Origin of the sequence: Pantoea sp. R13S299, from assembly GCF_048515925.1 — a bacterium.
GTDB lineage: Bacteria > Pseudomonadota > Gammaproteobacteria > Enterobacterales > Enterobacteriaceae > Pantoea.
Window position 1 is genome coordinate 1,385,833 of sequence record NZ_JBLYEF010000001.1, and the last position, 21,211, is coordinate 1,407,043.

Consider the following 21,211-nt stretch of genomic DNA (forward strand, 5'->3'; position numbering starts at 1 on the left):
ACAGAGGGCAGTAAATGCCCTCTTTTGGTGCGTATGAAGCGTTATCAGAAGGTATAGCTGACGCCCGTCCAGATTAACGCCTGGCCGCTTTTATCGATCATCGGGCTATCTTTGATTTCACTGCTGAAGCTGACGTACCGCCCGGTCAGGCTGGCATTCCACTGTGGCGCAATCTGATAGCTGGCATTCAGTTCAACATAAGGTGACCAGCTGTCATCCGGTTTATAACGGCTGATGCCGGTACGCGCGCTTTCATGTGCAGATACACCATAGTAATAACGGTTTTGATTGGCGCTGTTCCAGACTGCACCAATGCCCGGTGTCAGGCTGAAGTCACCCATCTGAAAGCGATAAAGGTAAGTCAGGTCCCACATCATTCCGTTGCTGTTGTTAAGCACATCACCCAGCAGTGAAGTACGGACAATCCCCCAGTCAGCAGTATGACGATAGGTTGCGCCACCCATCAGCGTCATGCGGCGTTTATCCAGCCCTTTCATGTCACCAAGGTCGTTGTCACTCGGTTTGTACTCCTGCGGTGAACCCAGCAGCGTCAGCGACAGCTGGTTCTGGGGATCTTTCCACAGGTAGTAGCCGCCCTGCAGGCTGCGGAACCAGAAGTCCTCACCCTCATAATTGATGACCGGAAGTGGGATATACCGGTCCTGACCGCCGCGATAAGGTGACTCGGCGTAAATGACCGATGCGCCCAGAGAAAGCGGTGCGGCAATAGCCTGTGAGGTCAGTAAATAACAAGGCAGAAGTGCAACAAGCGTCTTAAATTTGAATTGGTTCACAATTTATTCATTCCATAAATATAACAATCAAACAGGAAGTCTAACGTTTTTTTACGACTGGATTAACTTATATCGAATTACTTTAAGTGACTCATCGATGAAAGTGGCATCAAAGGTTAAAAACACGTTAAGTTAAAGCATCAGCCATATGAACTCATCTCACAACAAACCCGAACAACGCTTGATCTCCCCCTCATTCACCCAAACCCGTGGAGGAAATTTCCTAGAAGCCATCTATAGTTAGAAGTAACAGCAGAGATTTTGACCGAGCAGAGTAACCACAAACGTTGTGTATCCCGATAAAAAAGATCAGGTTGGCATAAGGGTTGCTGTACTCAACAGAGAATATCTTCCGGGAGCTGCTACAAGCCTCTAATTACGCTCCTTACCTGTGCTAAAAACGAAAGGACGGGCATCGCTATGAATATATTCGATCACTATCGTCAGCGTTATGAAGCTGCCAAGGACGAAGAGTTCACACTGCAGGAATTTCTTGCTATCTGTAAGCAGGATCGCAGTGCATACGCCAACGCTGCAGAGCGACTGTTAATGGCTATCGGAGAGCCGGTAATGGTCGACACTGCTCAGGAGCCACGCCTTTCCAGAATATTCTCCAACCGTGTGATGGGACGCTATCCGGCGTTCGAGGAGTTTTACGGCATGGAGGAAGCGATTGAGCAAATCGTCTCCTACCTGAAACATGCCGCTCAGGGACTGGAAGAGAAGAAACAGATCCTCTATTTGCTGGGCCCGGTCGGTGGCGGTAAATCGTCGCTGGCGGAACGGCTTAAGTCGCTTATGCAGCGGGTGCCTATCTATGTACTGAGCGCCGACGGCGAACGCAGCCCGGTAAATGATCACCCTCTCTGCCTGTTTAACCCGCAGGAAGATGCGCATATTCTTGAAAAAGAGTATGGCGTACCGCGCCGTTACCTCGGCACCATTATGTCGCCGTGGGCCGCTAAACGCCTGCACGACTTTGGTGGCGATATTTCACGGTTTAAAGTCGTGAAAGTCTGGCCGTCGATTCTGGAACAGCTGGCGATCGCCAAAACCGAGCCGGGTGATGAGAACAACCAGGATATCTCCGCGCTGGTGGGTAAAGTGGATATCCGTAAACTGGAAAACCATGCGCAAAACGATCCCGATGCCTACGGCTACTCCGGCGCACTCTGCCGCGCGAACCAGGGAATCATGGAGTTCGTGGAGATGTTTAAAGCGCCAATCAAGGTGCTGCATCCATTACTGACAGCGACGCAGGAAGGGAACTATAACGGTACCGAGGGCATTTCGGCGCTGCCGTTTAACGGTATTATTCTGGCGCACTCCAACGAATCAGAGTGGGTGACGTTCCGTAACAACAAGAATAATGAGGCGTTCCTTGACCGTGTCTATATCGTCAAGGTGCCCTACTGCCTGCGCGTCTCTGAAGAGATCAAAATCTACGACAAGTTGCTTGACCACAGTGAGCTGGCGACCTCGCCCTGCGCACCTGGCACGCTGGAAACACTGGCACGCTTCTCTATCCTGTCACGTCTGAAAGATCCTGAGAACTCCAGTATCTATTCCAAAATGCGGGTGTACGATGGTGAGAGCCTGAAAGATACCGACCCTAAAGCGAAGTCGTGGCAGGAGTATCACGACTACGCCGGTGTGGATGAGGGGATGAACGGTCTCTCGACCCGCTTTGCGTTTAAAATCCTGTCGCGGGTGTTTAACTTCGACCACGCTGAAGTGGCGGCTAACCCGGTACATCTGTTCTACGTGCTGGAGCAGCAGATTGAGCGCGAGCAGTTCCCGCAGGATCAGGCTGAGAAATACCTTGAACACCTCAAGGGCTATCTGATTCCAAAATATGCTGAGTTTATCGGCAAAGAGATTCAGACCGCCTATCTGGAATCCTACTCTGAATATGGTCAGAACATCTTTGACCGCTATGTGACCTATGCCGACTTCTGGATTCAGGATCAGGAGTATCGCGATCCCGATACCGGACAGCTGTTTGATCGTGAATCGCTCAACGCAGAGCTGGAGAAAATCGAGAAGCCCGCTGGCATCAGTAACCCGAAAGATTTCCGTAACGAGATCGTTAACTTCGTGCTGCGCGCCCGGGCACACAATAATGGTCGCAATCCGAACTGGACCAGTTACGAGAAATTACGCACCGTGATCGAGAAGAAAATGTTCTCGAATACGGAAGAGTTGCTGCCGGTGATCTCGTTTAACACCAAGACCTCTACTGATGAGCAGAAAAAGCATGATGATTTTGTCGATCGCATGATGGAAAAAGGCTATACCCGCAAACAGGTTCGCCTGCTGTGTGAATGGTATCTGCGTGTGCGTAAATCGTCCTGATAAGAGTCTGTAAGCTTGCCGGTAAGTGATACCGGTCTGACAGGGTCGGGTTCGCCCGGCCTGCTTACAATGTAGTTTGGGGGAATACCATGGCCTATTTCATCGATCGCCGGCTTAACGGTAAAAACAAGAGCGCGGTCAACCGCCAGCGCTTTTTACGCCGTTATAAGTCGCAAATTAAGCAGTCGATCTCCGAGGCCATCAACAAACGCTCGGTGACCGACGTCAGCAGCGGTGAGTCTGTCTCTATCCCGATTGACGACATCAATGAGCCGATTTTCCATCAGGGACGCGGTGGGAATCGTCATCGGGTCCATCCGGGCAACGACCATTTTGTGCAGAATGACCGTGTCGAGCGCCCGCAGGGTGGTGGCGGTGGCGGCAGCGGCCAGGGCAATGCCAGTCAGGATGGTGAAGGACAGGATGAGTTTGTCTTTCAGATCTCGAAAGATGAGTATCTTGACCTGCTGTTTGAAGATCTCGCCCTGCCTAACCTGCGCCGCAACCAGCATCGTCAGCTGAATGAATATAAGACCCATCGTGCCGGTTTCACCTCTAATGGCGTACCGGCCAACATCAGCGTTGTGCGTTCGCTGCAGAATTCACTGGCGCGTCGTACGGCCATGACGGCGGGGAAACGCCGCATGCTGCACGAACTGGAAGAGACGCTGCAGGAGATTGAGAAATCTGAACCGGCTCAGTTGCTGGAGGAGGAGCGGCTGCGCAAAGAGATTGCCGAGCTGCGGGCGCGCATCGAGCGTGTTCCGTTTATCGATACCTTCGACCTGCGCTATAAAAACTTTGAGAAACGTCCGGAGCCTTCCAGCCAGGCGGTGATGTTCTGTCTGATGGATGTTTCCGGTTCGATGGATCAGGCCACCAAGGATATGGCGAAACGCTTCTATATCCTGCTCTACCTGTTCCTGAGCCGCACCTACAAGAATGTCGATGTAGTTTATATCCGCCATCACACCCAGGCCAAAGAGGTGGATGAACAGGAGTTCTTCTACTCTCAGGAAACCGGCGGCACGATTGTTTCCAGTGCGCTGAAACTGATGGATGAGGTAGTGAAAGAGCGTTATGACCCGGCGCAGTGGAATATCTACGCAGCGCAGGCGTCAGATGGCGATAACTGGGCGGATGACTCACCGCTTTGTCACGAGATTCTGGCGAAGCATATTCTGCCGGTGGTGCGCTATTACAGTTATATCGAGATCACCCGTCGTGCGCATCAGACGCTGTGGCGCGAGTATGAGCATCTGCAGGCGACGTTTGATAACTTTGCTATAGAGCATATCCGCGAGCCGGAAGATATCTATCCGGTGTTCCGATCGCTGTTCCATAAACAGGCAACGGAAGCCTGACGCACTAAGCCGGTTAACCACCGGCTTTTTTTATCTCCTGAATAACCTGCTAAAACGGTCTGTTTTCTGCCGCTTGCCTGCCAACCCCCTCATTCTTCACATTAATCTGATTCCATACCCTGTTAAGCAATTCGTATAATGATCATTTTCACAATGACAACTCCTTGATAAAACATTATCTTTCAGAGATAGCATGGATATTTGTCATCAGTTGCTGCATCGCACAGTCATATCTCAGGAGACCGGGTTTGAACCACACTATTGTCTACAGTCTGTTTATCATCGGTTCCGTGCTGGTAGCATCGAGTATTCTGCTCAGCTCTTTCTCGTCCCGGCTGGGCATCCCAATTCTGGTTATCTTCCTCGCACTGGGCATGCTGACCGGTATTGATGGTATCGGCGGCATCGCTTTTGATAACTATCCGGCGGCTTACTTAATTTCCAACCTGGCGCTGGCGATCATCCTGCTGGATGGTGGCATGCGGACCAAAGCCAGCTCGTTTAAAGTCGCGCTGGGTCCCGCGCTATCGCTGGCCACCGTCGGGGTAATGATTACCGCAGGCTTAACCGGTGTGGTGGCCGCCTGGCTGTTTAAACTCGACATGATGCAGGGCTTCCTGATTGGTGCGATTATCGGCTCGACGGATGCTGCCGCCGTCTTCTCCCTGCTGGGAGACAAAGGTCTGAATGAGCGCGTCAGCTCCACGCTGGAGATTGAATCGGGCAGCAATGACCCGATGGCCGTGTTTCTGACCATTACCCTGATTGAGATGATTGAACAGGGCCGCAGCGGCCTTGACTGGATGTTCCTGGTGCACCTGGTGCAGCAGTTCGGTCTGGGCATCGTTTTAGGCCTGGGGGGCGGCTGGGCGCTGCAGCAATTGATTAACCGCATCAGTCTGGCCCCAGGGCTTTATCCGCTGCTGGCGTTGAGCGGCGGCATTCTGGTGTTCGCTCTGACCACGGTATTGGAGGGCAGCGGCATCCTGGCGGTCTATCTGTGCGGCTTCTTACTGGGCAACCGCCCGATTCGTAACCGTCATGGCATCCTGCAGACCTTTGATGGTATGGCGTGGCTGAGTCAGATCGGCATGTTCATTGTGCTGGGGCTGCTGGTGACGCCGTCTGATTTGTGGCATATCGCGGTGCCGGCGATGATCCTTTCACTGTGGCTGATTCTGGTGGCGCGTCCGCTGTCGGTATTTATTGGCCTGCTGCCGTTCCGTAACTTCACCACCCGCGAGCGGGTCTTTATCAGCTGGGTCGGCTTACGCGGCGCGGTACCGATTATCCTGGCGGTCTTCCCGATGATGGCCGGCTTAGAGAACGCCTCGCTCTATTTTAATATCGCCTTCTTCGTAGTGCTGGTCTCCCTGATGCTGCAGGGCACCTCGCTGGGCTTTGCCGCGAAAAAAGCCAAAGTGGTAGTGCCGCCTACCGCCTCGCCGATCAGCCGTATCGGTCTGGATATTCATCCGGAAAACCCGTGGGAGCAGTTTGTCTATCAGCTCAGCGCCGACAAGTGGTGCGTGGGTGCCGCGTTGCGTGACCTGCAGATGCCGCGCGAGACGCGCATCGCTGCTCTGTTCCGTGACAATGTATTGATGCACCCCAACGGCGGGACGCGACTGAAAGAGAACGACGTCATCTGCGTTATTGGCCGCGAGCGCGATCTTCCGGCACTGGGCAAAATGTTCAGCCAGTCACCGCCGGTCTCACTCGACCAGCGTTTCTTCGGTGACTTTATTCTGGATGCAGAAGCACGCCTGCGCGATGTAGCGCAGATTTACGGGCTGGAGCTGGATGAGAGTACCAACGATCAGCAGTCACTGGGACAACTGGTGCTGGCGATGCTGGGGGGCTCGCCGGTGGTAGGCGATCAGGTCGAGTGGAATCAGCTGACCTGGACCGTCGCAGAGAAAGAAGATAACCGCATTGTGAAAATTGGTGTCCGTCCGGCGGAAGAGAAGGAATAATCCTAATCATTCAGCCACGTTATTTTCTCTTAATACGCTAAGCTTAAGTGTCTATGCCAGTAAAAACGGGAGAAATGAATGGGACACGTGGTTAAAATTGGTCGTTATGAGATTGTAGATGCCGATCTTGACAGTGAGCACGCTGACACCGTCAGTATCCCCTGTCACACCAATCCCGGCTTAATTACCCAACTTGATGGCTGGGATCGCGATACCAGCGTTCCTGCCTGGATTGATGGGGAACCGGTGAATCTGCAGATTGGCCATTACGATAAACAGCAGGACCGCTGGATTTTAAAGAAACCTGCCTGAGCCTTTATCACTACCGCCAGTCGTAAGATTCGGCGGTAATTCCTAAAAAGCGTCTTAAACAGTTTGGTTATAAACGACCCCTTCCTTATTTTATCCAAAATAAACATCAACTTAGCTTTTTAAAACTTTAATCACTTTTGATGTTTTCAGATTTTTTCCGTATTAACTCTGTCAAATAACTCCTGCATACTCAATCTCAATGCTGCAACATTCCGTGAGTACCGTCACGCTTTAATCGTTATCTTTTTTGCAGCTGCACTGGCTTTACTGACTGCAACAGACTGAAAATTATTTTTTAATTTTTCAGAGCCCACTCCTGAGCGCGTACCTGATTCTGGTCAGGCCATCTTTTACTTGAGAAAGAGAGCTGGTTTTATGGCAAGTACATTGATAATGAATAGCCCGAGCCGCTCATGGAGCGGCACGCGTAAAAATATCATCGTGAAATTCGCCCTGAGTTTTTCCGATCTGATTGCACTTAACCTTGCACTGTTTTTATCTGCCGCGACGATACAGGGTATTTGGGGCGAGCTGGATACCTTTATTCCACCGCATCAGATTGAATATCGTTTTGTGGCACAGTTTATTATGTCAGTAATGTGTACCGGCTGGTTCTGGGTACGCCTGCGTCATTACACGTATCGCAAACCTTTCTGGTTTGAACTGAAAGAGATCGTTAAAACGTTATTTGTTTTCTCGCTGCTCGACCTCGCACTGATTGCCTTCTCTAAATGGGATTTCTCCCGCATGGTGTGGGTCTTCAGCTGGACCTATGCCCTGCTGCTGCTGCCACTGATGCGTGCTCTGGTTAAACGCGCGATTAACAAGGCGGGTCAGTGGCAGAAAGAGACCATCATTATTGGTTCCGGCAAAAACGCGACCGAAGCCTATGCGGCGCTGCAGAGTGAAGAGATCCTGGGCTACAACGTACAGGCCTTTATCTCGGTCGATGATGTTCCTGCTCAGCAGAGCGTGAATGGTGTGCCCGTCATTACCTGGAAGGACATTAACTGGCAGACCATTGACCGTGACAACGTGCAGTTTATTGTCGCCATGGAGTATGAGCAGCAGCCGATGCGCGATCGCTGGCTGAAATTCCTGTCTAAGATGAACTGCCGATCCGTTTCTGTGATCCCGACGCTGCGCGGTGTGCCGCTTTACGGCACAGACATGTCGTTTATCTTCAGTCATGAAGTGATGATCCTGCGCGTCAGCAACAACCTGGCGAAACACTCTTCCCGTTTCATGAAGCGTGCCTTTGACATCGTGGTGGCGTCAATGCTGCTGCTGTTCCTCGGCCCGATCTTCGCCCTGCTTTGCTATATGGTGAAACGCGATGGCGGTAATGCGATTTATGGTCACGAACGTGTGGGCCAGAATGGCAAGAAATTCAAATGTCTGAAATTCCGTTCCATGGTGACCAACTCCAAAGAGGTGCTGGAGAAATTACTGGCGACCAGCGAAGAGGCCCGGTTGGAATGGGATAAAGATTTCAAACTGAAGAATGACCCGCGCGTGACCCGTATTGGTAGCTTCCTGCGTAAGACCAGCCTGGATGAGTTACCGCAGCTGTGGAACGTGATTCGTGGTGAGATGAGTCTGGTTGGCCCGCGTCCGGTTATTGAAGCTGAACTAGAGCGTTACGCCGGTGATGTCGACTACTACCTGATGGCGAAGCCCGGCATGACCGGTTTGTGGCAGGTTAGCGGACGTAACGACATCGACTATGACACCCGCGTCTACTTTGACTCCTGGTACGTCAAAAACTGGGCGCTCTGGACCGATATCGCGATCCTGTTCAAAACCGCAGGTGTGGTGTTACGCCGCGACGGCGCTTACTAAGTCAGTAATGCGATGCCTGTTTACAGCAGGCATCGCACTTTCCGCACGACTTCCTCTATCTTTTTTGCCTCTGAATCATTACCCTCTGCGATCGTTTTTTAACAGAACGCTTACCCTCTGGTTGTTATGCAAAAATTTACTCTGCTGTTATTAAGCCTGGTGCTGCTGGCACCCTTAGGCATCGATCTCTATTTGCCCACGCTGCCACAAATCGCAGAAGGGCTGGATACACCGGTTAATCTGGTGCAGACCACCATTCCTCTGTTTCTGCTGGTGATGGGGCTGGGACAACTGGTGACCGGTCCGCTGGTGGACAATTATGGTCGTAAGCCGATTGCCCTGCTGGGCCTGGCGCTCTACATCACGGGCAGCGTTGTCGCTGCCACCGCCACCTCATTCCCGCTGTTCGTGCTGGCTCGCTTGGTGCAGGGCTGTGGCGTCTGCTGTAGCGCCGTTGTCGCCTTTAGCGGCGTGCGTGACCGCCTGAGTGGCGATGATGCCGCCCGCGCCTATGGCTTCCTGAACGGTGCTTTGAACATCGTTCCGGCTCTGGCCCCGCTGCTGGGTGGCCTGCTGGCCAGCGCCTTTGACTGGCGCGCACCCTTCTGGTTCCTCTGCGCCTACGGCCTGCTGATTACGCTGCTGGTGATTATCTGGCTGCCGGAAACGCGCCCGGCGGATACGCTGCGGGTGAAAGGCTTGCCGATTAAGCAGTACGCTGAAATCCTGCGTCAGCCGCGCTTTCTGGCCTTTGCCTTTGCCAACGCCGGTGCGCTGGGCATGGTGCTGACCTATGTGTCGCTGGCCCCGCAGGTTTTAATGACCGAAGGCGGGCTGACACCGATCCAGTTCTCATTCGCTTTCGGAGCTAACGGTTTCTGGATCATGTTTGTCAGCATGTTCGTGAATAAAGCGATTCGCAAAGCGGGTCGCCCGTTCTGTCTGGCGATGGGATTCTTCACTATGCTGCTGGGCGCAGTAATGCTGGTGGCGGGAACGCAGATTTTCCCGGCGGAGATGCAGTCGCACTGGGCGCTCTACATGTTCCCGGTGGCGGTATCGGTTGCCGGACTGGCCTTTACGGTGGGACCGGCCACCAGCTATGCGCTGGAGCCGTATCAGCAACAGGCGGGCGTGGCGTCTGCCCTGCAGGGATTCATTCAGATGGCGGGCGGTGCGGCAGGCAGCCTGGTGATCGTCGCGCTGCCGGTGGCAGAGAAGCTGTCGTTGAGTCTGATGATGCTGCTGGGTGCAGCGCTGGCCTTTATCGCCTGGCGCTGCAGCAGAAAGATGCGCGGCAGCCTGACCGCGCTTAAATAACGGTGACCGGAACGCGGGGTGCCAGCGCGCACATCAGCTCGTACCCTACCGTTCCGGCCGCTTTTGCCACCTGATCGATTTTCACCTGCTCACCCCACAGCTCAACGGCGGAGCCAATGCCAGCCTGCGGACAGGGGGTTAAATCTACGGTGATCATATCCATGGAAACCGAGCCGACTACCTGCGTCATCACACCATCAACGCAGACCGGCGTGCCGGTTGGGGCATGACGCGGATAGCCATCGGCGTAACCGCAGGCCACAACGCCAATCCGTTGTGTCGTGCTGGCGTGATAACGGTAGCCGTAACCCACGCCATCGCCTGCCTGTAACTGCTGAACCGCGATAATCTCACTGCTCAAGGTCATCACCGGTTTCAGACCACTGCCTGCAATATCCTGCCAGTCACCGCTGGGTGACGCGCCATAGAGGATGATGCCGGGGCGAACCCAGTCAAAATGCGCTTCAGGATGCCATAAGGTGCAGGCGGAGTTAGAGAGCGAACGCGGGCAGTTCAGTCCCTCAGCCGCCTGCTCCACGCGCTGTAGCGGCGCAATCAAGCCCTGTGGATTTTCGGCATCGGCAAAATGGGCCATCAGCGTCATCTCACCGACATTGCTCAGCGCCCGCAGCTTCTGCCATGCGCCGAAAACCCGCTCCGGGCGGAAGCCCAGACGGTTCATTCCGCTGTTCATTTTGAGATAGATATCCACCGGCGCAGAAAGCGTGGCGCTGGCCAGCGCTTTGATTTGCCAGTTGCTGTGCACGCTGGTGGTCAGGCGATAGCGGTCGATAAGCTGCAGATCCTCAGGCTTGAAAAAACCCTCCAGCAGCAGAATCGGCTTTTTCCAGCCCTGCTCACGCAGCAGGATCGCCTCTTCCATATTGAGCAGTGCAAAGCCGTCGCTAGCAGATAACGCCTCGCGAACGCGATCAATGCCATGGCCATAAGCATTAGCTTTCACCACGGACCAGACGCGCGATGCGGGCGCCGCCTGGCGAACGACCGTCAGGTTATGACGTAACGCCTGCTGACTGATGGTCGCGATAATCGGACGTGACATCCTCTCTCTCCCTGAATACTTAACGAGTTGCGTTGGCGTTACGCAGCGGCGATGAGGTCGCCGCGAAACCGGGTAAGTAGCGGAACACCGCTAAGTCATCCGCCGCAATGGCAGGCTTTTTACCGGAGATGAGATCGGCCAGTAACTGACCCGAACCACACGCCATCGTCCAGCCCAGCGTACCGTGACCGGTGTTGAGCCAGAGGTTAGAGAGCGGCGTGGCACCCACAATCGGCGTACCGTCTGGCGTCATCGGACGCAGACCGGTCCAGAAGCTTGCCTGCGCGACATGACCGCCTTCAGGATAGAGATCACTGACGACCATCTCCAGCGTTTCCCGCCGCGCTTCGGTGAGTTTGGTGTTAAAACCAACAATCTCCGCCATCCCGCCGACGCGAATACGATCGTCAAATCGGGTCACCGCCACTTTATAGGTCTCATCCAGAATCGTCGAAACCGGTGCGGCATCAGGATTTTTGATTGGAATGGTGAGCGAGTAGCCTTTCAGCGGATAGACCGGAATATCAATGACGTTTTTTAACAGCGCAGTGGAGTAGGAACCAAATGCCACCACATAACTGTCCGCCTTGATAATCTCCTGGCCACACTTCACGCCATAAATCCGGTTACCATCGCGCAGCAGATGATCGACCGGCGTGTTGAAGCGGAAAACCACGCCCGCCTCTTCGGCCATTTTTGCCAGCCGCTGTGTAAAGAGCTGACAGTCGCCGGTTTCATCGTTAGGCAGTCGTAATCCGCCGGTGAGTTTATGCTGGGTCGCCGCCAGCGCCGGTTCAACGCGTGACAGCTGATGTGCCTCTAACAGCTCGTAAGGCACGCCCGCATCGCGCAGCACCGCAATATCTTTACTGGCGCTGTCGAACTGCTGCTGGGTGCGGAACAGTTGCAGCGTTCCGCCCTGACGGCCCTCATAGGCGATGCCGGTCTCAGAACGCAACGCTTTCAGACAGTCACGGCTGTATTCGGCAATTCGCACCATGCGACTTTTGTTCTGCTGATAGTGGTTGATGTCGCAGTTGCGCAGCATGTGCCACATCCACTCCAGCTGGAAACTGCTGCCATCGAGCCGGATAGCCAGCGGCGCGTGGCGCTGGAACATCCACTTCACCGCTTTCAGCGGCACGCCCGGTGCTGCCCAGGGCGCGGCATAACCCGGTGAGATCTGACCGGCATTGCCTGCGCTGGTCTCCATCGCCGCGGCGGGCTGACGATCGATGACGGTGACCTGATGTCCGGCTCGCGCCAGATACCAGGCGCTGGCGACGCCAACCACACCACTTCCAAGAATGACAACGTGCATAGCTCCCCCACCCGGCATGTAAAAGCATAATTCACTGTTCAGAAGATGATAGTCAGCGGATTTACACAGCGGACACCAACCCATAAATTCAGCATCCATTTCACATCTTTTTCACTTTTCAGGTAACTAAAATCTTGTCGCACGGCCAATTTCAGCGCTTTATGCGCCTTAATCCATAAACACAGAAATAAATGACAACAGAAGCAGTTAAATCTGCGCATGGCAGGAGAATCATTCAACCCCATACATTCTGCTTATAAACAGGATGATATTCCGCGTTTTAAAATAACGTTCGAATTAAAGGCTATTAAATTCTCCGCCACATCCTTCTTAATGATTTTGTGCCAAAGAATTCGTTTGAGTTCGCATTTCGGATAAGCGACAGTGGGCTATCATTGTTGTGTTCGCTCAGTTTTTTTCGGGTTCCCTTTTTCAGGATGAAGCCTTAAATAACCAGAACGGGTTGTCTTTCGGGTCAGCCGGTTTGCATAAAAGAGGTGCGCTATGACGACAATCTTTGACGAAGCCATCAGAGACAGCAAACGACTCAATGACGGACCAGACTGGACATTCGAACTGCTCGATGTCTACTTAGCAGAGATCGATCGGGTCGCTAAACTTTACCGGCTTGATACCTACCCGCACCAAATCGAAGTCATCACCTCTGAACAGATGATGGATGCTTATTCCAGCGTCGGCATGCCCATCAACTATTCACACTGGTCATTCGGCAAAAAGTTTATTGAGACTGAGCAACGCTACAAGCATGGCCAGCAGGGTCTGGCCTATGAAATTGTCATCAACTCGAATCCCTGCATCGCCTATCTGATGGAAGAGAACACCATGACCATGCAGGCGCTGGTGATGGCGCATGCCTGCTATGGCCACAACTCTTTCTTCAAGAATAACTATCTGTTCCGCAGCTGGACGGATGCCGGATCGATTGTCGATTACCTGCTGTTTGCCAAAAACTATATCAGTGACTGCGAAGAGCGCTATGGCGTCGAAGAGGTCGAGCGACTGCTCGATTCCTGCCATGCCTTGATGAATTATGGCGTTGATCGCTATAAACGTCCGCAGAAGATCTCCCTGCAGGAGGAGAAAGCGCGGCAGAAGAGCCGTGAAGAGTATCTGCAGAGTCAGGTAAACACCCTGTGGCGTACGCTGCCACGACGCGAGACAGAGGCCGTCGCTTTTGAAGCCGCGCGCTACCCTTCTGAACCGCAGGAAAACCTGCTCTATTTTATGGAGAAAAATGCTCCGCTGCTGGAGTCATGGCAGCGTGAGATCCTGCGCATCGTGCGTAAGGTGAGCCAGTATTTCTATCCGCAGAAACAAACCCAGGTAATGAATGAGGGCTGGGCGACCTTCTGGCACTACACCATCCTCAATCACCTCTATGATGAAGGCAAAGTGTCGGAACGCTTTATGATGGAATTCCTGCACAGCCACACCAACGTTGTGTTTCAGCCGCCCTATAACAGTCAGTGGTACAACGGTATCAACCCTTACGCCTTAGGGTTTGCGATGATGCAGGATATCAAGCGTATCTGTCAGTCACCGACCGAAGAGGATCGCTACTGGTTCCCGGATATTGCCGGTTCAGACTGGCTGGAAACGCTGCATTTTGCGATGCGTGAGTTCAAGGATGAGAGTTTTATCAGCCAGTTCCTGTCACCGAAAGTGATGCGCGATTTCCGGCTGTTTACCGTGCTGGATGATGACCGCAATAACTATCTCGAAATCGCCGCGATTCATGATGAAGCAGGCTACCGGGCGATTCGCCAGCAGCTCTCTGCGCAGTACAACCTGAGTAATCTCGAACCGAACATTCAGGTTTATAACGTGGATGTGCGCGGTGACCGTTCACTGACCCTGCGCTATGTGCCGCAGAGCCGCACGCCGCTGGATAAGAGCCGTCGCGAAGTACTGAAGCATGTGCATCGTCTGTGGGGATTTGATGTGATTCTGGAACAGCAGAACGAAGATGGCAGTGTGGAACTGCTGGATCGCAATCCTCCACGCGGTTCTTCATTCTGACCGATAATCCTTACGAGTCAGAAACAAAAAACCGGACGCGATGTCCGGTTTTTTTTAGCGCTTGTTGCCGAGGTCTTCAGGCAGGTTCTTCTGCATGCTGTGCCAGATTTCCCCGCTGCGGCGGCCATAGTTGCGCACCACGTCCACGATCTCATCCTGTCCGGGTTCTTTGTCGCACAGCGCCAGCAGTTTGAGATAGAAATCGCGCGCGACCTGACGGGCTTCCGGATTAGAGAAGTAGTGACGGCCAACGCGGGTGTAGAGACCTTTCAGGCCATTCAGGATCAGACCGTAAATCGGGTTACCTGACGCAAACGCCAGACCACGGAACACCCGGTAGTCGAGTTCGGTATAGGCATCCGCCTGATCGGCTGCGGCACTCACCGTCTCCAGCACTTCACGCGCTTTGTCCGGATGATGGCGCAGCGCGCGGCTGATAAAGATCGATGAAATATTACTGCGGACTGACAGCAGGTTATCAATCAGCACCGGAACGCTGTCGTGATCGAGACGGGCCAGCGTTTCCAGAATATTCAGGCCGGACGTCTCCCAGAAATCATTCACCCGCGTCGGTTTGCCGTGCTGAATCGTCAGCCAGCCATCGCGCGCCAGGCGCTGCAGCACTTCACGCAAGGTGGTGCGCGTCACCCCAATCAATTCAGAAAGCTCACGCTCAGCAGGAAGAATCGATCCAGGTGGAAAGCGACTGTTCCAGATGCTTTCAATAATATACTCTTCAGCAAATCCCGCTGGACTCTGAGCCTTTATAACCATAGCAATGTGTTCTCGTTGCTTTTCTAATCATGATGAGGACTCATCATACCAGACGCCCTATAGCGGATATAGCCTGCATAACTATTAAAACCGGGCGCGGGCGCATATTTCAGAATGGCTGACAGTTAATTCTGCTGCTTTGTGACGAGTGTCATTTGATACGATTTTCCGTGCTGAAACGATGCGTGAGCCAGCGCCGCAAAATGTCGTCCGAAAGCGCGAAATGTTCTCACCGGATAGCCTGCGTCTGCCGTTTCGCTTGCTGCCGACAGCAGCCCGATTCACTGTCCGCTCTGTTTGCTGACCAGGCATCACCCTTTTTATCCTCATTTAACCTGCTCTGGATCAGAATCAGGTCATGTTTGCACACGATTTTTCCTGGTCCCTGGCTGGTTTGTAAACGCTTTTGGTTTACACTGCGTGGCATTAACGTTTACAGGGAATGCAATATGTTGCGATATCTGAATCAATGTTCACGGGGACGCGGAGCCTGGTTATTACTGGCACTGACGGCGCTTGCACTGGAATTGACGGCTCTCTTTTTTCAGCACGTGATGGGTCTTAAGCCCTGCGTGATGTGTATCTATGAGCGTAATGCGCTGTTTGGTGTGCTGGGCGCGGGCCTGGTGGGCGCGATTGCGCCGAAGTCACCGTTGCGTCTGGCGGCGCTGGCGTTGTGGATCTACAGTGCCTGGGAAGGTCTGCGTCTCTCTTATGAACATACGATGATTCAGCTGCACCCTAACCCGTTCACCACCTGTGATTTTGCTGCCCGCTTCCCCAGCGGGTTACCGCTGGATAAGTGGCTGCCGTCGGTATTTCTGGCCAGCGGTGACTGCGCAGAACGCAGCTGGACGTTTCTGACGCTCAGCATGCCGCAGTGGATGATTGTGGTGTTCGCCGGTTATCTGCTGGTCGCAGCGCTGGTGCTGATTGCCCAGCCGCTGAAACCGAAACGCCGCGATCTGTTTGGTCGCTGAGATCAAAAAAGGCTGCCACTGGCAGCCTTTTTGCTATCCGGGTTGATGCAGCGATGCTTAGCCGTTGCGATCGGGACGATCAATAATGTGATCTTCCCAGTCCCGTACTTCACTCTCCCGCACTGCAATATAACGTACCGAAATACGCTGCGCGTGCATCGCGGTTTTCGAACCGGCCCGCAGCGGATGCCAGGCGGGTAGATCTTTGCCCTCACCCAGCAGCCGGTAAGCGCAGGTGCGCGGCAGCCAGTTAAAGGTGGTCAGATTTTCACGCGTTAACTTGATGCAATCCTCTTCAAGCTCGAAGCGGCGCTCATAGTTACGGCACTGGCAGGTTTTAATATTGAGCTGATCGCAGGCGACATTGGTGAAGTAGATTTCATCGGTGTCGGCATCCTGCAACTTGTTCAGGCAGCACTGTCCACAACCATCACACAAGGATTCCCATTCCTCATCGCTCATTTGTGCCAGGCGTTTTTGTTGCCAGAAAGGGGTGTCAGTCATGATGATTTGTCCGGATTGTGCCTAAACCGCACCTTATAAAGCCTATGCTGCGGTGATGCAAGTTTTTAGAGTACGCGCGTGCTGATGCCGTGGCCCGCCAGAGAGACTTCCAGCTGATCACCCGAGCGCATCGGACCAACCCCTTCTGGTGTGCCGGTCAGAATCACATCGCCAGCGCGGAGGGTAAAGTAGTGGCTCATGTGGGCAATCAGCGGCAGGATTTTATGAATCATATCCCCGGTATTGCCGTGCTGACGCACTTCACCGTTCACCACCAGCTTCAGTTCGACATTCTGAGGGTCGCCACTGAACTCTGACACCGGGATAAAACCGGAGACTGGACAGGCGTTATCAAAGCCCTTGGATTTCTCCCACGGCTGGCCCGCTTTTTTCAAGCCGGACTGCAGGTCACGCAACGTCAGATCCAGCGCCACGCCATAACCTGCAATCGCCTTAGCCACGTGTTCTTCAGTCGCCTGCTTCAGGGTCGCGCCAATCAGCACCGCCAGCTCCACTTCGTGATGGACTTCGCCAAAGGCGTCGGGAATCGAGAGCGGCTGGCGTAAATCACACAGTGACGTTTCCGGCTTGATGAAGATTACCGGTTCCGTCGGTGTTGCGCTGCCCATCTCTTTGATATGTTTTGCATAATTACTGCCGACGCAAACCACTTTGCTGACCGGAAAATCTAACAAGGCGCCTTGCCAGTTACGATGCTGATACATGCTCATCCCCTGTTCAGGTTAGGTGTGATGCCAGCGCTGCTGGCGGGTTGATGTTTGCTTATGCGTTGATCGAAATGCCAACCTCATGGCGTGATAATAAGATCCTTTTAACGGTCCAGGGTGCGGAATTTGTCAAAAAGCGTAAATGAAGGCGTTGGAGCGCTGAATAATCGACCAAATCGGGGAAAAAAAATGCGCAGGTAATTTAGTAATGAGTGAAACAGATAAGCTGCACCGTTAATTTTGCGCCGCTTCAGAGCAATATTATCCTGCCAGGATCGCACCGACAGGATTTATATTTACAGAAGAATCCGAGTTAAACTTTTTTATCGGTCTCTAAATGAATTTTTAGCAGACTTTCAATCGGCGGAGGAAGCTGTAAATAATAGCCCTGCTCACTCAATCCCTGCTTCACTTTATTGATATCCGCGTTAGCCAGCCTGTCGCGGCCCGCCAGCTTTAGCACCATCGCCAGCTGCGGCTTGCCAAAACCTTTCAGCAATTCTTGCGGAACGCGCGAAAAATCGTCCTTTTTTTCAACATAGAGATAAGTCTGGTCACGTAACGGGCTTCTGTAGATCACACAAAACATATTTTTTACTCGAATTAACCGGCGTTGAGGCTTGTCTGAATATAGCTGTAACTATAACATGCTTGCAGAACTTCGAATATTCACCGTTAGCGCTTCAACGATGATTTTATCATCGCCTTGCTAACGGTAGTGAAAACAGGACTGAGTCGGGACAGATGTCGCAAACGCCAATCGAATTCAAAGGTAGCAGTTTCACCCTGTCTGTCGTCCATTTGCATCACCATGACCCTGCGGTGATTCGCAAGGCACTCCAGGACAAGATTGACCAGGCTCCGGATTTCCTGAAAAACGCCCCGGTTGTACTTAACGTCGCCACATTGAGTGCCGATGTTAACTGGAAACAGATGCAGCAGGCGATTCTCGCCACCGGTTTACGCATCGTCGGCGTGAGCGGCTGCAAAAATGACGCACTGAAACGCATGATCTCCCGTGCAGGCCTGCCGGTACTGGCAGAAGGTAAAGAGGCCCGACCGCGCGCTGAAGCGCCGCAGCCGGCTCCCCTGCCTGAACCGCAGCCGGTTGTAACCGAGACGGTGGCAACCAAAACCCGCATCGTGAACACACCGGTGCGCTCAGGCCAGCAGATTTATGCGCGTGACGCTGATTTGATTATCACCAGCAGTGTCAGCGCCGGCGCCGAACTGGTCGCCGATGGCAACATCCATATTTACGGCATGATGCGTGGTCGCGCACTGGCAGGTGCCAGCGGTGACCAGAACTGCCAGATTTTTTGTACCAACCTGGCTGCCGAGCTGGTCTCGATTGCCGGAGAGTACTGGATCATGGATCAGATCCCGCAAGAATTTTTTGGTAAAGCTGCGCGCCTGTGCCTGCAGGATGGCGCGCTGACTATCCAGACACTTAATTAGGCCCCTTTTCTTTTGTTAAGGAAATCAACATTTATGGCACGCATTATTGTAGTTACATCCGGTAAAGGGGGCGTTGGTAAGACCACGTCAAGCGCGGCCATCGCCACCGGTTTAGCGCAGAAAGGCAAAAAGACGGTTGTCATCGACTTTGATATCGGTCTGCGTAATCTGGATTTGATCATGGGCTGTGAACGCCGTGTGGTCTACGACTTCGTCAACGTCATCCAGGGCGATGCCACACTGAACCAGGCGCTGATTCGCGATAAACGCACCGAACTGCTCTATATCCTGCCTGCGTCGCAGACCCGTGATAAAGATGCGCTGACCCGTGAAGGTGTTGAAAAGGTTCTGAACGATTTAGCGGCGATGGAGTTCGATTTCATCGTCTGCGACTCACCAGCAGGGATTGAAACCGGCGCACTGATGGCGCTCTACTTTGCAGATGAAGCCATTATCACCACCAACCCGGAAGTCTCTTCTGTCCGTGACTCCGACCGTATTCTTGGCATCATCTCATCCAAATCCCGTCGCGCTGAGAACAGTCAGGACCCTGTGAAGGAGCATCTGCTGCTGACCCGCTATAACCCTGGCCGGGTGAACCGTGGCGATATGCTGAGCATGGAAGATGTGCTGGAAATCCTGCGCATTCCTCTGGTCGGCGTGATCCCTGAAGATCAATCGGTGTTACGTGCCTCTAACCAGGGCGAACCGGTGATTCTTGACGGCGAATCTGATGCTGGCAAAGCCTATGCCGATACCGTTGAACGGTTGCTCGGTGAAGTACGCCCCTTCCGCTTTATCGAAGAAGAGAAGAAGGGTTTCCTGAAACGCCTGTTCGGGGGATAAACCATGGCATTACTTGATTTCTTTTTATCCCGGAAGAAGAACACTGCCAACATAGCCAAGGAAAGGCTGCAGATTATCGTGGCAGAACGGAGAAGGGGCGACAGTGAGCCCCACTATCTTCCGCAACTTAAGCGCGACATTCTGGAAGTGATTTGCAGATATGTGAAGATCGATCCAGAAATGGTGACGGTTCAGCTCGATCAGAAAGGTGATGACATCTCGATTCTGGAGCTGAACGTAACGCTGCCGGAAACGGATGAAGTGACTAAATGACGCTGACCGTTTCCTGAATTTCCCCTGCGCTCTGGCAGGGGAAATTTAACCGGTTAACAACCCGCCAGAATTTCCTCAATGCCGGGTTTCAGCAGTTCGCCCCGCCATCCGGTGAGTAACTCCGGCTGACGCCCCTGTGGCTTCAGGCCCCAGTGCTGGCTTAATACCTGATTAATCTGACGTCGTGACGCCAGTAACTCCTGACTGAATCCACTCTGCTCGCTAACCTGCTGCACCAGCGCTTTCATCGCCTTGAACACCTGCTTGTAGTGCGGATGATCGATCAGATTGCCCAGCGGAGCCGGCAGTTCACTCTCATCCAGCGCCTCCGCTTCAGCCACCAGCGCCACCAGCGTTTTACCGTGAAAACGGATCTCGTGACCTGACAGCCCCAGATGGTCCAGTTCACCCAGTGAACCCGGCATAAAGCGCGCCACTTTCCACAGGTGCTCTTCGCGCACCACAAAGTTAACCGCCATATCCTTTTCACGCGCCAGTTTCAGACGCCAGGACGCCAGTCGCTGCAGTGCCGCCAGCTGACGCGGGCGCAGTTGCCAGGCATTGGTGATATCACGCCAGGCTTCCTCTGGCGACAGGCTGTCCAGACGACGCTGACACAGGTTATTGCACTCACTTAGTGCCGCCGCCATGTTGCCAGCCTCTTCCGTGTTGATCATCAGCTGACGGGCAATCGGCAGCAGATAGTGAACGTCTGCCGCCGCATACTCGCACTGACGCTGGGTCAGAGGACGTGCCAGCCAGTCGGTGCGTGACTCACTTTTATCGAGTTCGACCTGGGTGAAATGCGCCACCATCGAAGCAAAGCCCCAGGAGAGCGGCTGGCCGGAGAAGGCTGCCAGAATCTGGGTGTCGATCATAGGCGTCGGCAGCACGCCGAAACGGTGCAGGAAGACTTCCAGATCTTCACCACCGGCATGCAGGAATTTGGTAACGCCAGTGTCAGTCAGCATGGCAATAAAAGGTGACCAGTCACGGATATTCAGCGGGTCAATCAGCACCAGCTGATGATCGTCAAACAGCTGGATCAGGCCAAGCTGCGGGTAGTAAGTGCGGGTGCGGACAAATTCGGTATCCAGTGCCACCGCCGCGTGCTGGCGCGCTTTCTGACACACGTCTGCCAGTTGATCATCCTGGTCAATAAGGGAATAGTTCACGTCTGATTTCCACCGCAGCCAACAACGCGCGGCGCTCCATGTTAAAAACAATAAAAACGCCGGACATGCCGGCGTTCAACCTCAAT

At 53.4% G+C, this 21,211-nt stretch carries 19 protein-coding genes; 11 read left to right on the forward strand and 8 right to left on the reverse strand.

Annotated features, from left to right (window positions below; all coding sequences use genetic code 11):
* Window positions 1–44 precede the first annotated feature (44 nt).
* Window positions 45–794, reverse strand: coding sequence for a MipA/OmpV family protein (locus tag ACN1CO_RS06780; protein WP_419138354.1), 750 nt, complete (start codon window positions 792–794; stop codon window positions 45–47).
* Between the two features lie 420 nt (window positions 795–1,214).
* On the opposite strand from ACN1CO_RS06780, the gene yeaG reads away from it, so the two are divergent.
* The 6 genes from yeaG to ACN1CO_RS06810 all read left to right on the forward strand — a co-directional run bounded on the left by yeaG (window position 1,215) and on the right by ACN1CO_RS06810 (window position 9,963).
* Window positions 1,215–3,149 carry a protein kinase YeaG gene (yeaG, locus tag ACN1CO_RS06785; RefSeq protein ID WP_419138355.1) on the forward strand — a complete coding sequence of 645 codons (1,935 nt, stop codon included), beginning with the start codon at window positions 1,215–1,217 and terminating at the stop codon, window positions 3,147–3,149.
* Between the two features lie 89 nt (window positions 3,150–3,238).
* The gene (locus ACN1CO_RS06790) at window positions 3,239–4,513 is read left to right on the forward strand and encodes a YeaH/YhbH family protein (protein WP_090960440.1); all 1,275 of its coding nucleotides are present in this window, start codon (window positions 3,239–3,241) and stop codon (window positions 4,511–4,513) included.
* Window positions 4,514–4,761: 248 nt separating this feature from the next.
* Window positions 4,762–6,489 (forward strand): potassium/proton antiporter, encoded by a 1,728-nt coding sequence (locus ACN1CO_RS06795; protein ID WP_419138356.1) that lies wholly within the window; start codon window positions 4,762–4,764, stop codon window positions 6,487–6,489.
* 78 nt (window positions 6,490–6,567) lie between these two features.
* Window positions 6,568–6,801, forward strand: a complete 234-nt coding sequence (locus ACN1CO_RS06800) for a DUF1480 family protein (RefSeq protein WP_090960434.1) — start codon at window positions 6,568–6,570, stop codon at window positions 6,799–6,801.
* A gap of 375 nt (window positions 6,802–7,176) precedes the next feature.
* On the forward strand, window positions 7,177–8,643 hold the full coding sequence (gene wbaP / locus ACN1CO_RS06805) for an undecaprenyl-phosphate galactose phosphotransferase WbaP (protein ID WP_419138357.1): 1,467 nt from the start codon (window positions 7,177–7,179) through the stop codon (window positions 8,641–8,643).
* A gap of 126 nt (window positions 8,644–8,769) precedes the next feature.
* Complete coding sequence (locus ACN1CO_RS06810; protein WP_419138358.1) at window positions 8,770–9,963, forward strand: multidrug effflux MFS transporter; 1,194 nt, start codon at window positions 8,770–8,772, stop codon at window positions 9,961–9,963.
* On the opposite strand, the gene dadX is transcribed toward ACN1CO_RS06810, so the two are convergent.
* Complete coding sequence (dadX, locus tag ACN1CO_RS06815; RefSeq protein ID WP_419138359.1) at window positions 9,956–11,026, reverse strand: catabolic alanine racemase DadX; 1,071 nt, start codon at window positions 11,024–11,026, stop codon at window positions 9,956–9,958. The two genes, ACN1CO_RS06810 and dadX, sit on opposite strands and share 8 nt — an antisense overlap.
* A gap of 19 nt (window positions 11,027–11,045) precedes the next feature.
* The gene (locus ACN1CO_RS06820; RefSeq protein ID WP_419138360.1) at window positions 11,046–12,347 is read right to left on the reverse strand and encodes a D-amino acid dehydrogenase; all 1,302 of its coding nucleotides are present in this window, start codon (window positions 12,345–12,347) and stop codon (window positions 11,046–11,048) included.
* A gap of 504 nt (window positions 12,348–12,851) precedes the next feature.
* Here ACN1CO_RS06820 and ACN1CO_RS06825 point away from each other — a divergent pair.
* A complete protein-coding gene (locus ACN1CO_RS06825; protein ID WP_419138361.1) occupies window positions 12,852–14,387 on the forward strand; it encodes a SpoVR family protein in 1,536 nt (511 codons plus the stop codon).
* A gap of 54 nt (window positions 14,388–14,441) precedes the next feature.
* Here the strand turns inward: ACN1CO_RS06825 and fadR are convergent, their stop codons facing one another.
* Complete coding sequence (fadR, locus tag ACN1CO_RS06830) at window positions 14,442–15,161, reverse strand: fatty acid metabolism transcriptional regulator FadR (RefSeq protein WP_090960416.1); 720 nt, start codon at window positions 15,159–15,161, stop codon at window positions 14,442–14,444.
* 449 nt (window positions 15,162–15,610) lie between these two features.
* Between fadR and dsbB the strand changes: the two genes are divergently transcribed.
* Window positions 15,611–16,141: a disulfide bond formation protein DsbB gene (gene dsbB / locus ACN1CO_RS06835; protein ID WP_010260580.1), complete on the forward strand. Its 531-nt coding sequence runs from the start codon at window positions 15,611–15,613 to the stop codon at window positions 16,139–16,141.
* Between the two features lie 57 nt (window positions 16,142–16,198).
* On the opposite strand, the gene ACN1CO_RS06840 is transcribed toward dsbB, so the two are convergent.
* The 3 genes from ACN1CO_RS06840 to ACN1CO_RS06850 form a co-directional block, all read right to left on the reverse strand.
* Window positions 16,199–16,645 carry a YcgN family cysteine cluster protein gene (locus tag ACN1CO_RS06840; protein WP_090960412.1) on the reverse strand — a complete coding sequence of 149 codons (447 nt, stop codon included), beginning with the start codon at window positions 16,643–16,645 and terminating at the stop codon, window positions 16,199–16,201.
* 65 nt (window positions 16,646–16,710) lie between these two features.
* Entirely contained in the window at window positions 16,711–17,370 is a 660-nt protein-coding gene (locus ACN1CO_RS06845; protein ID WP_419138362.1) for a fumarylacetoacetate hydrolase family protein, read from the reverse strand.
* A 316-nt stretch (window positions 17,371–17,686) separates the two neighbouring features.
* Window positions 17,687–17,962: a YcgL domain-containing protein gene (locus tag ACN1CO_RS06850; protein WP_419138363.1), complete on the reverse strand. Its 276-nt coding sequence runs from the start codon at window positions 17,960–17,962 to the stop codon at window positions 17,687–17,689.
* 155 nt (window positions 17,963–18,117) lie between these two features.
* Between ACN1CO_RS06850 and minC the strand changes: the two genes are divergently transcribed.
* The 3 genes from minC to minE are packed head-to-tail and all read left to right on the forward strand — an operon-like array spanning window position 18,118 to window position 19,950.
* A complete protein-coding gene (gene minC, locus ACN1CO_RS06855; RefSeq protein WP_419138364.1) occupies window positions 18,118–18,831 on the forward strand; it encodes a septum site-determining protein MinC in 714 nt (237 codons plus the stop codon).
* A gap of 33 nt (window positions 18,832–18,864) precedes the next feature.
* Window positions 18,865–19,677, forward strand: a complete 813-nt coding sequence (gene minD, locus ACN1CO_RS06860; RefSeq protein WP_090960400.1) for a septum site-determining protein MinD — start codon at window positions 18,865–18,867, stop codon at window positions 19,675–19,677.
* 3 nt (window positions 19,678–19,680) lie between these two features.
* Window positions 19,681–19,950, forward strand: coding sequence for a cell division topological specificity factor MinE (gene minE, locus ACN1CO_RS06865; protein ID WP_008925314.1), 270 nt, complete (start codon window positions 19,681–19,683; stop codon window positions 19,948–19,950).
* A 53-nt stretch (window positions 19,951–20,003) separates the two neighbouring features.
* Here minE and rnd read toward each other — a convergent pair whose 3' ends face one another.
* On the reverse strand, window positions 20,004–21,125 hold the full coding sequence (gene rnd / locus ACN1CO_RS06870) for a ribonuclease D (protein ID WP_419138365.1): 1,122 nt from the start codon (window positions 21,123–21,125) through the stop codon (window positions 20,004–20,006).
* Window positions 21,126–21,211 lie beyond the last annotated feature (86 nt).

Coding starts and splice junctions, on each gene's coding strand:
- yeaG (WP_419138355.1), top strand. CDS start 1,215: ATGAATATATTCGATCACTATCGTCAGCGTTATGAAGCTGCCAAGGAC.
- ACN1CO_RS06790 (WP_090960440.1), top strand. CDS start 3,239: ATGGCCTATTTCATCGATCGCCGGCTTAACGGTAAAAACAAGAGCGCG.
- ACN1CO_RS06800 (WP_090960434.1), top strand. CDS start 6,568: ATGGGACACGTGGTTAAAATTGGTCGTTATGAGATTGTAGATGCCGAT.
- wbaP (WP_419138357.1), top strand. CDS start 7,177: ATGGCAAGTACATTGATAATGAATAGCCCGAGCCGCTCATGGAGCGGC.
- ACN1CO_RS06810 (WP_419138358.1), top strand. CDS start 8,770: ATGCAAAAATTTACTCTGCTGTTATTAAGCCTGGTGCTGCTGGCACCC.
- dadX (WP_419138359.1), bottom strand. CDS start 11,026: ATGTCACGTCCGATTATCGCGACCATCAGTCAGCAGGCGTTACGTCAT.
- ACN1CO_RS06820 (WP_419138360.1), bottom strand. CDS start 12,347: ATGCACGTTGTCATTCTTGGAAGTGGTGTGGTTGGCGTCGCCAGCGCC.
- ACN1CO_RS06825 (WP_419138361.1), top strand. CDS start 12,852: ATGACGACAATCTTTGACGAAGCCATCAGAGACAGCAAACGACTCAAT.
- fadR (WP_090960416.1), bottom strand. CDS start 15,161: ATGGTTATAAAGGCTCAGAGTCCAGCGGGATTTGCTGAAGAGTATATT.
- dsbB (WP_010260580.1), top strand. CDS start 15,611: ATGTTGCGATATCTGAATCAATGTTCACGGGGACGCGGAGCCTGGTTA.
- ACN1CO_RS06840 (WP_090960412.1), bottom strand. CDS start 16,645: ATGACTGACACCCCTTTCTGGCAACAAAAACGCCTGGCACAAATGAGC.
- ACN1CO_RS06845 (WP_419138362.1), bottom strand. CDS start 17,370: ATGTATCAGCATCGTAACTGGCAAGGCGCCTTGTTAGATTTTCCGGTC.
- ACN1CO_RS06850 (WP_419138363.1), bottom strand. CDS start 17,962: ATGTTTTGTGTGATCTACAGAAGCCCGTTACGTGACCAGACTTATCTC.
- minC (WP_419138364.1), top strand. CDS start 18,118: ATGTCGCAAACGCCAATCGAATTCAAAGGTAGCAGTTTCACCCTGTCT.
- minD (WP_090960400.1), top strand. CDS start 18,865: ATGGCACGCATTATTGTAGTTACATCCGGTAAAGGGGGCGTTGGTAAG.
- minE (WP_008925314.1), top strand. CDS start 19,681: ATGGCATTACTTGATTTCTTTTTATCCCGGAAGAAGAACACTGCCAAC.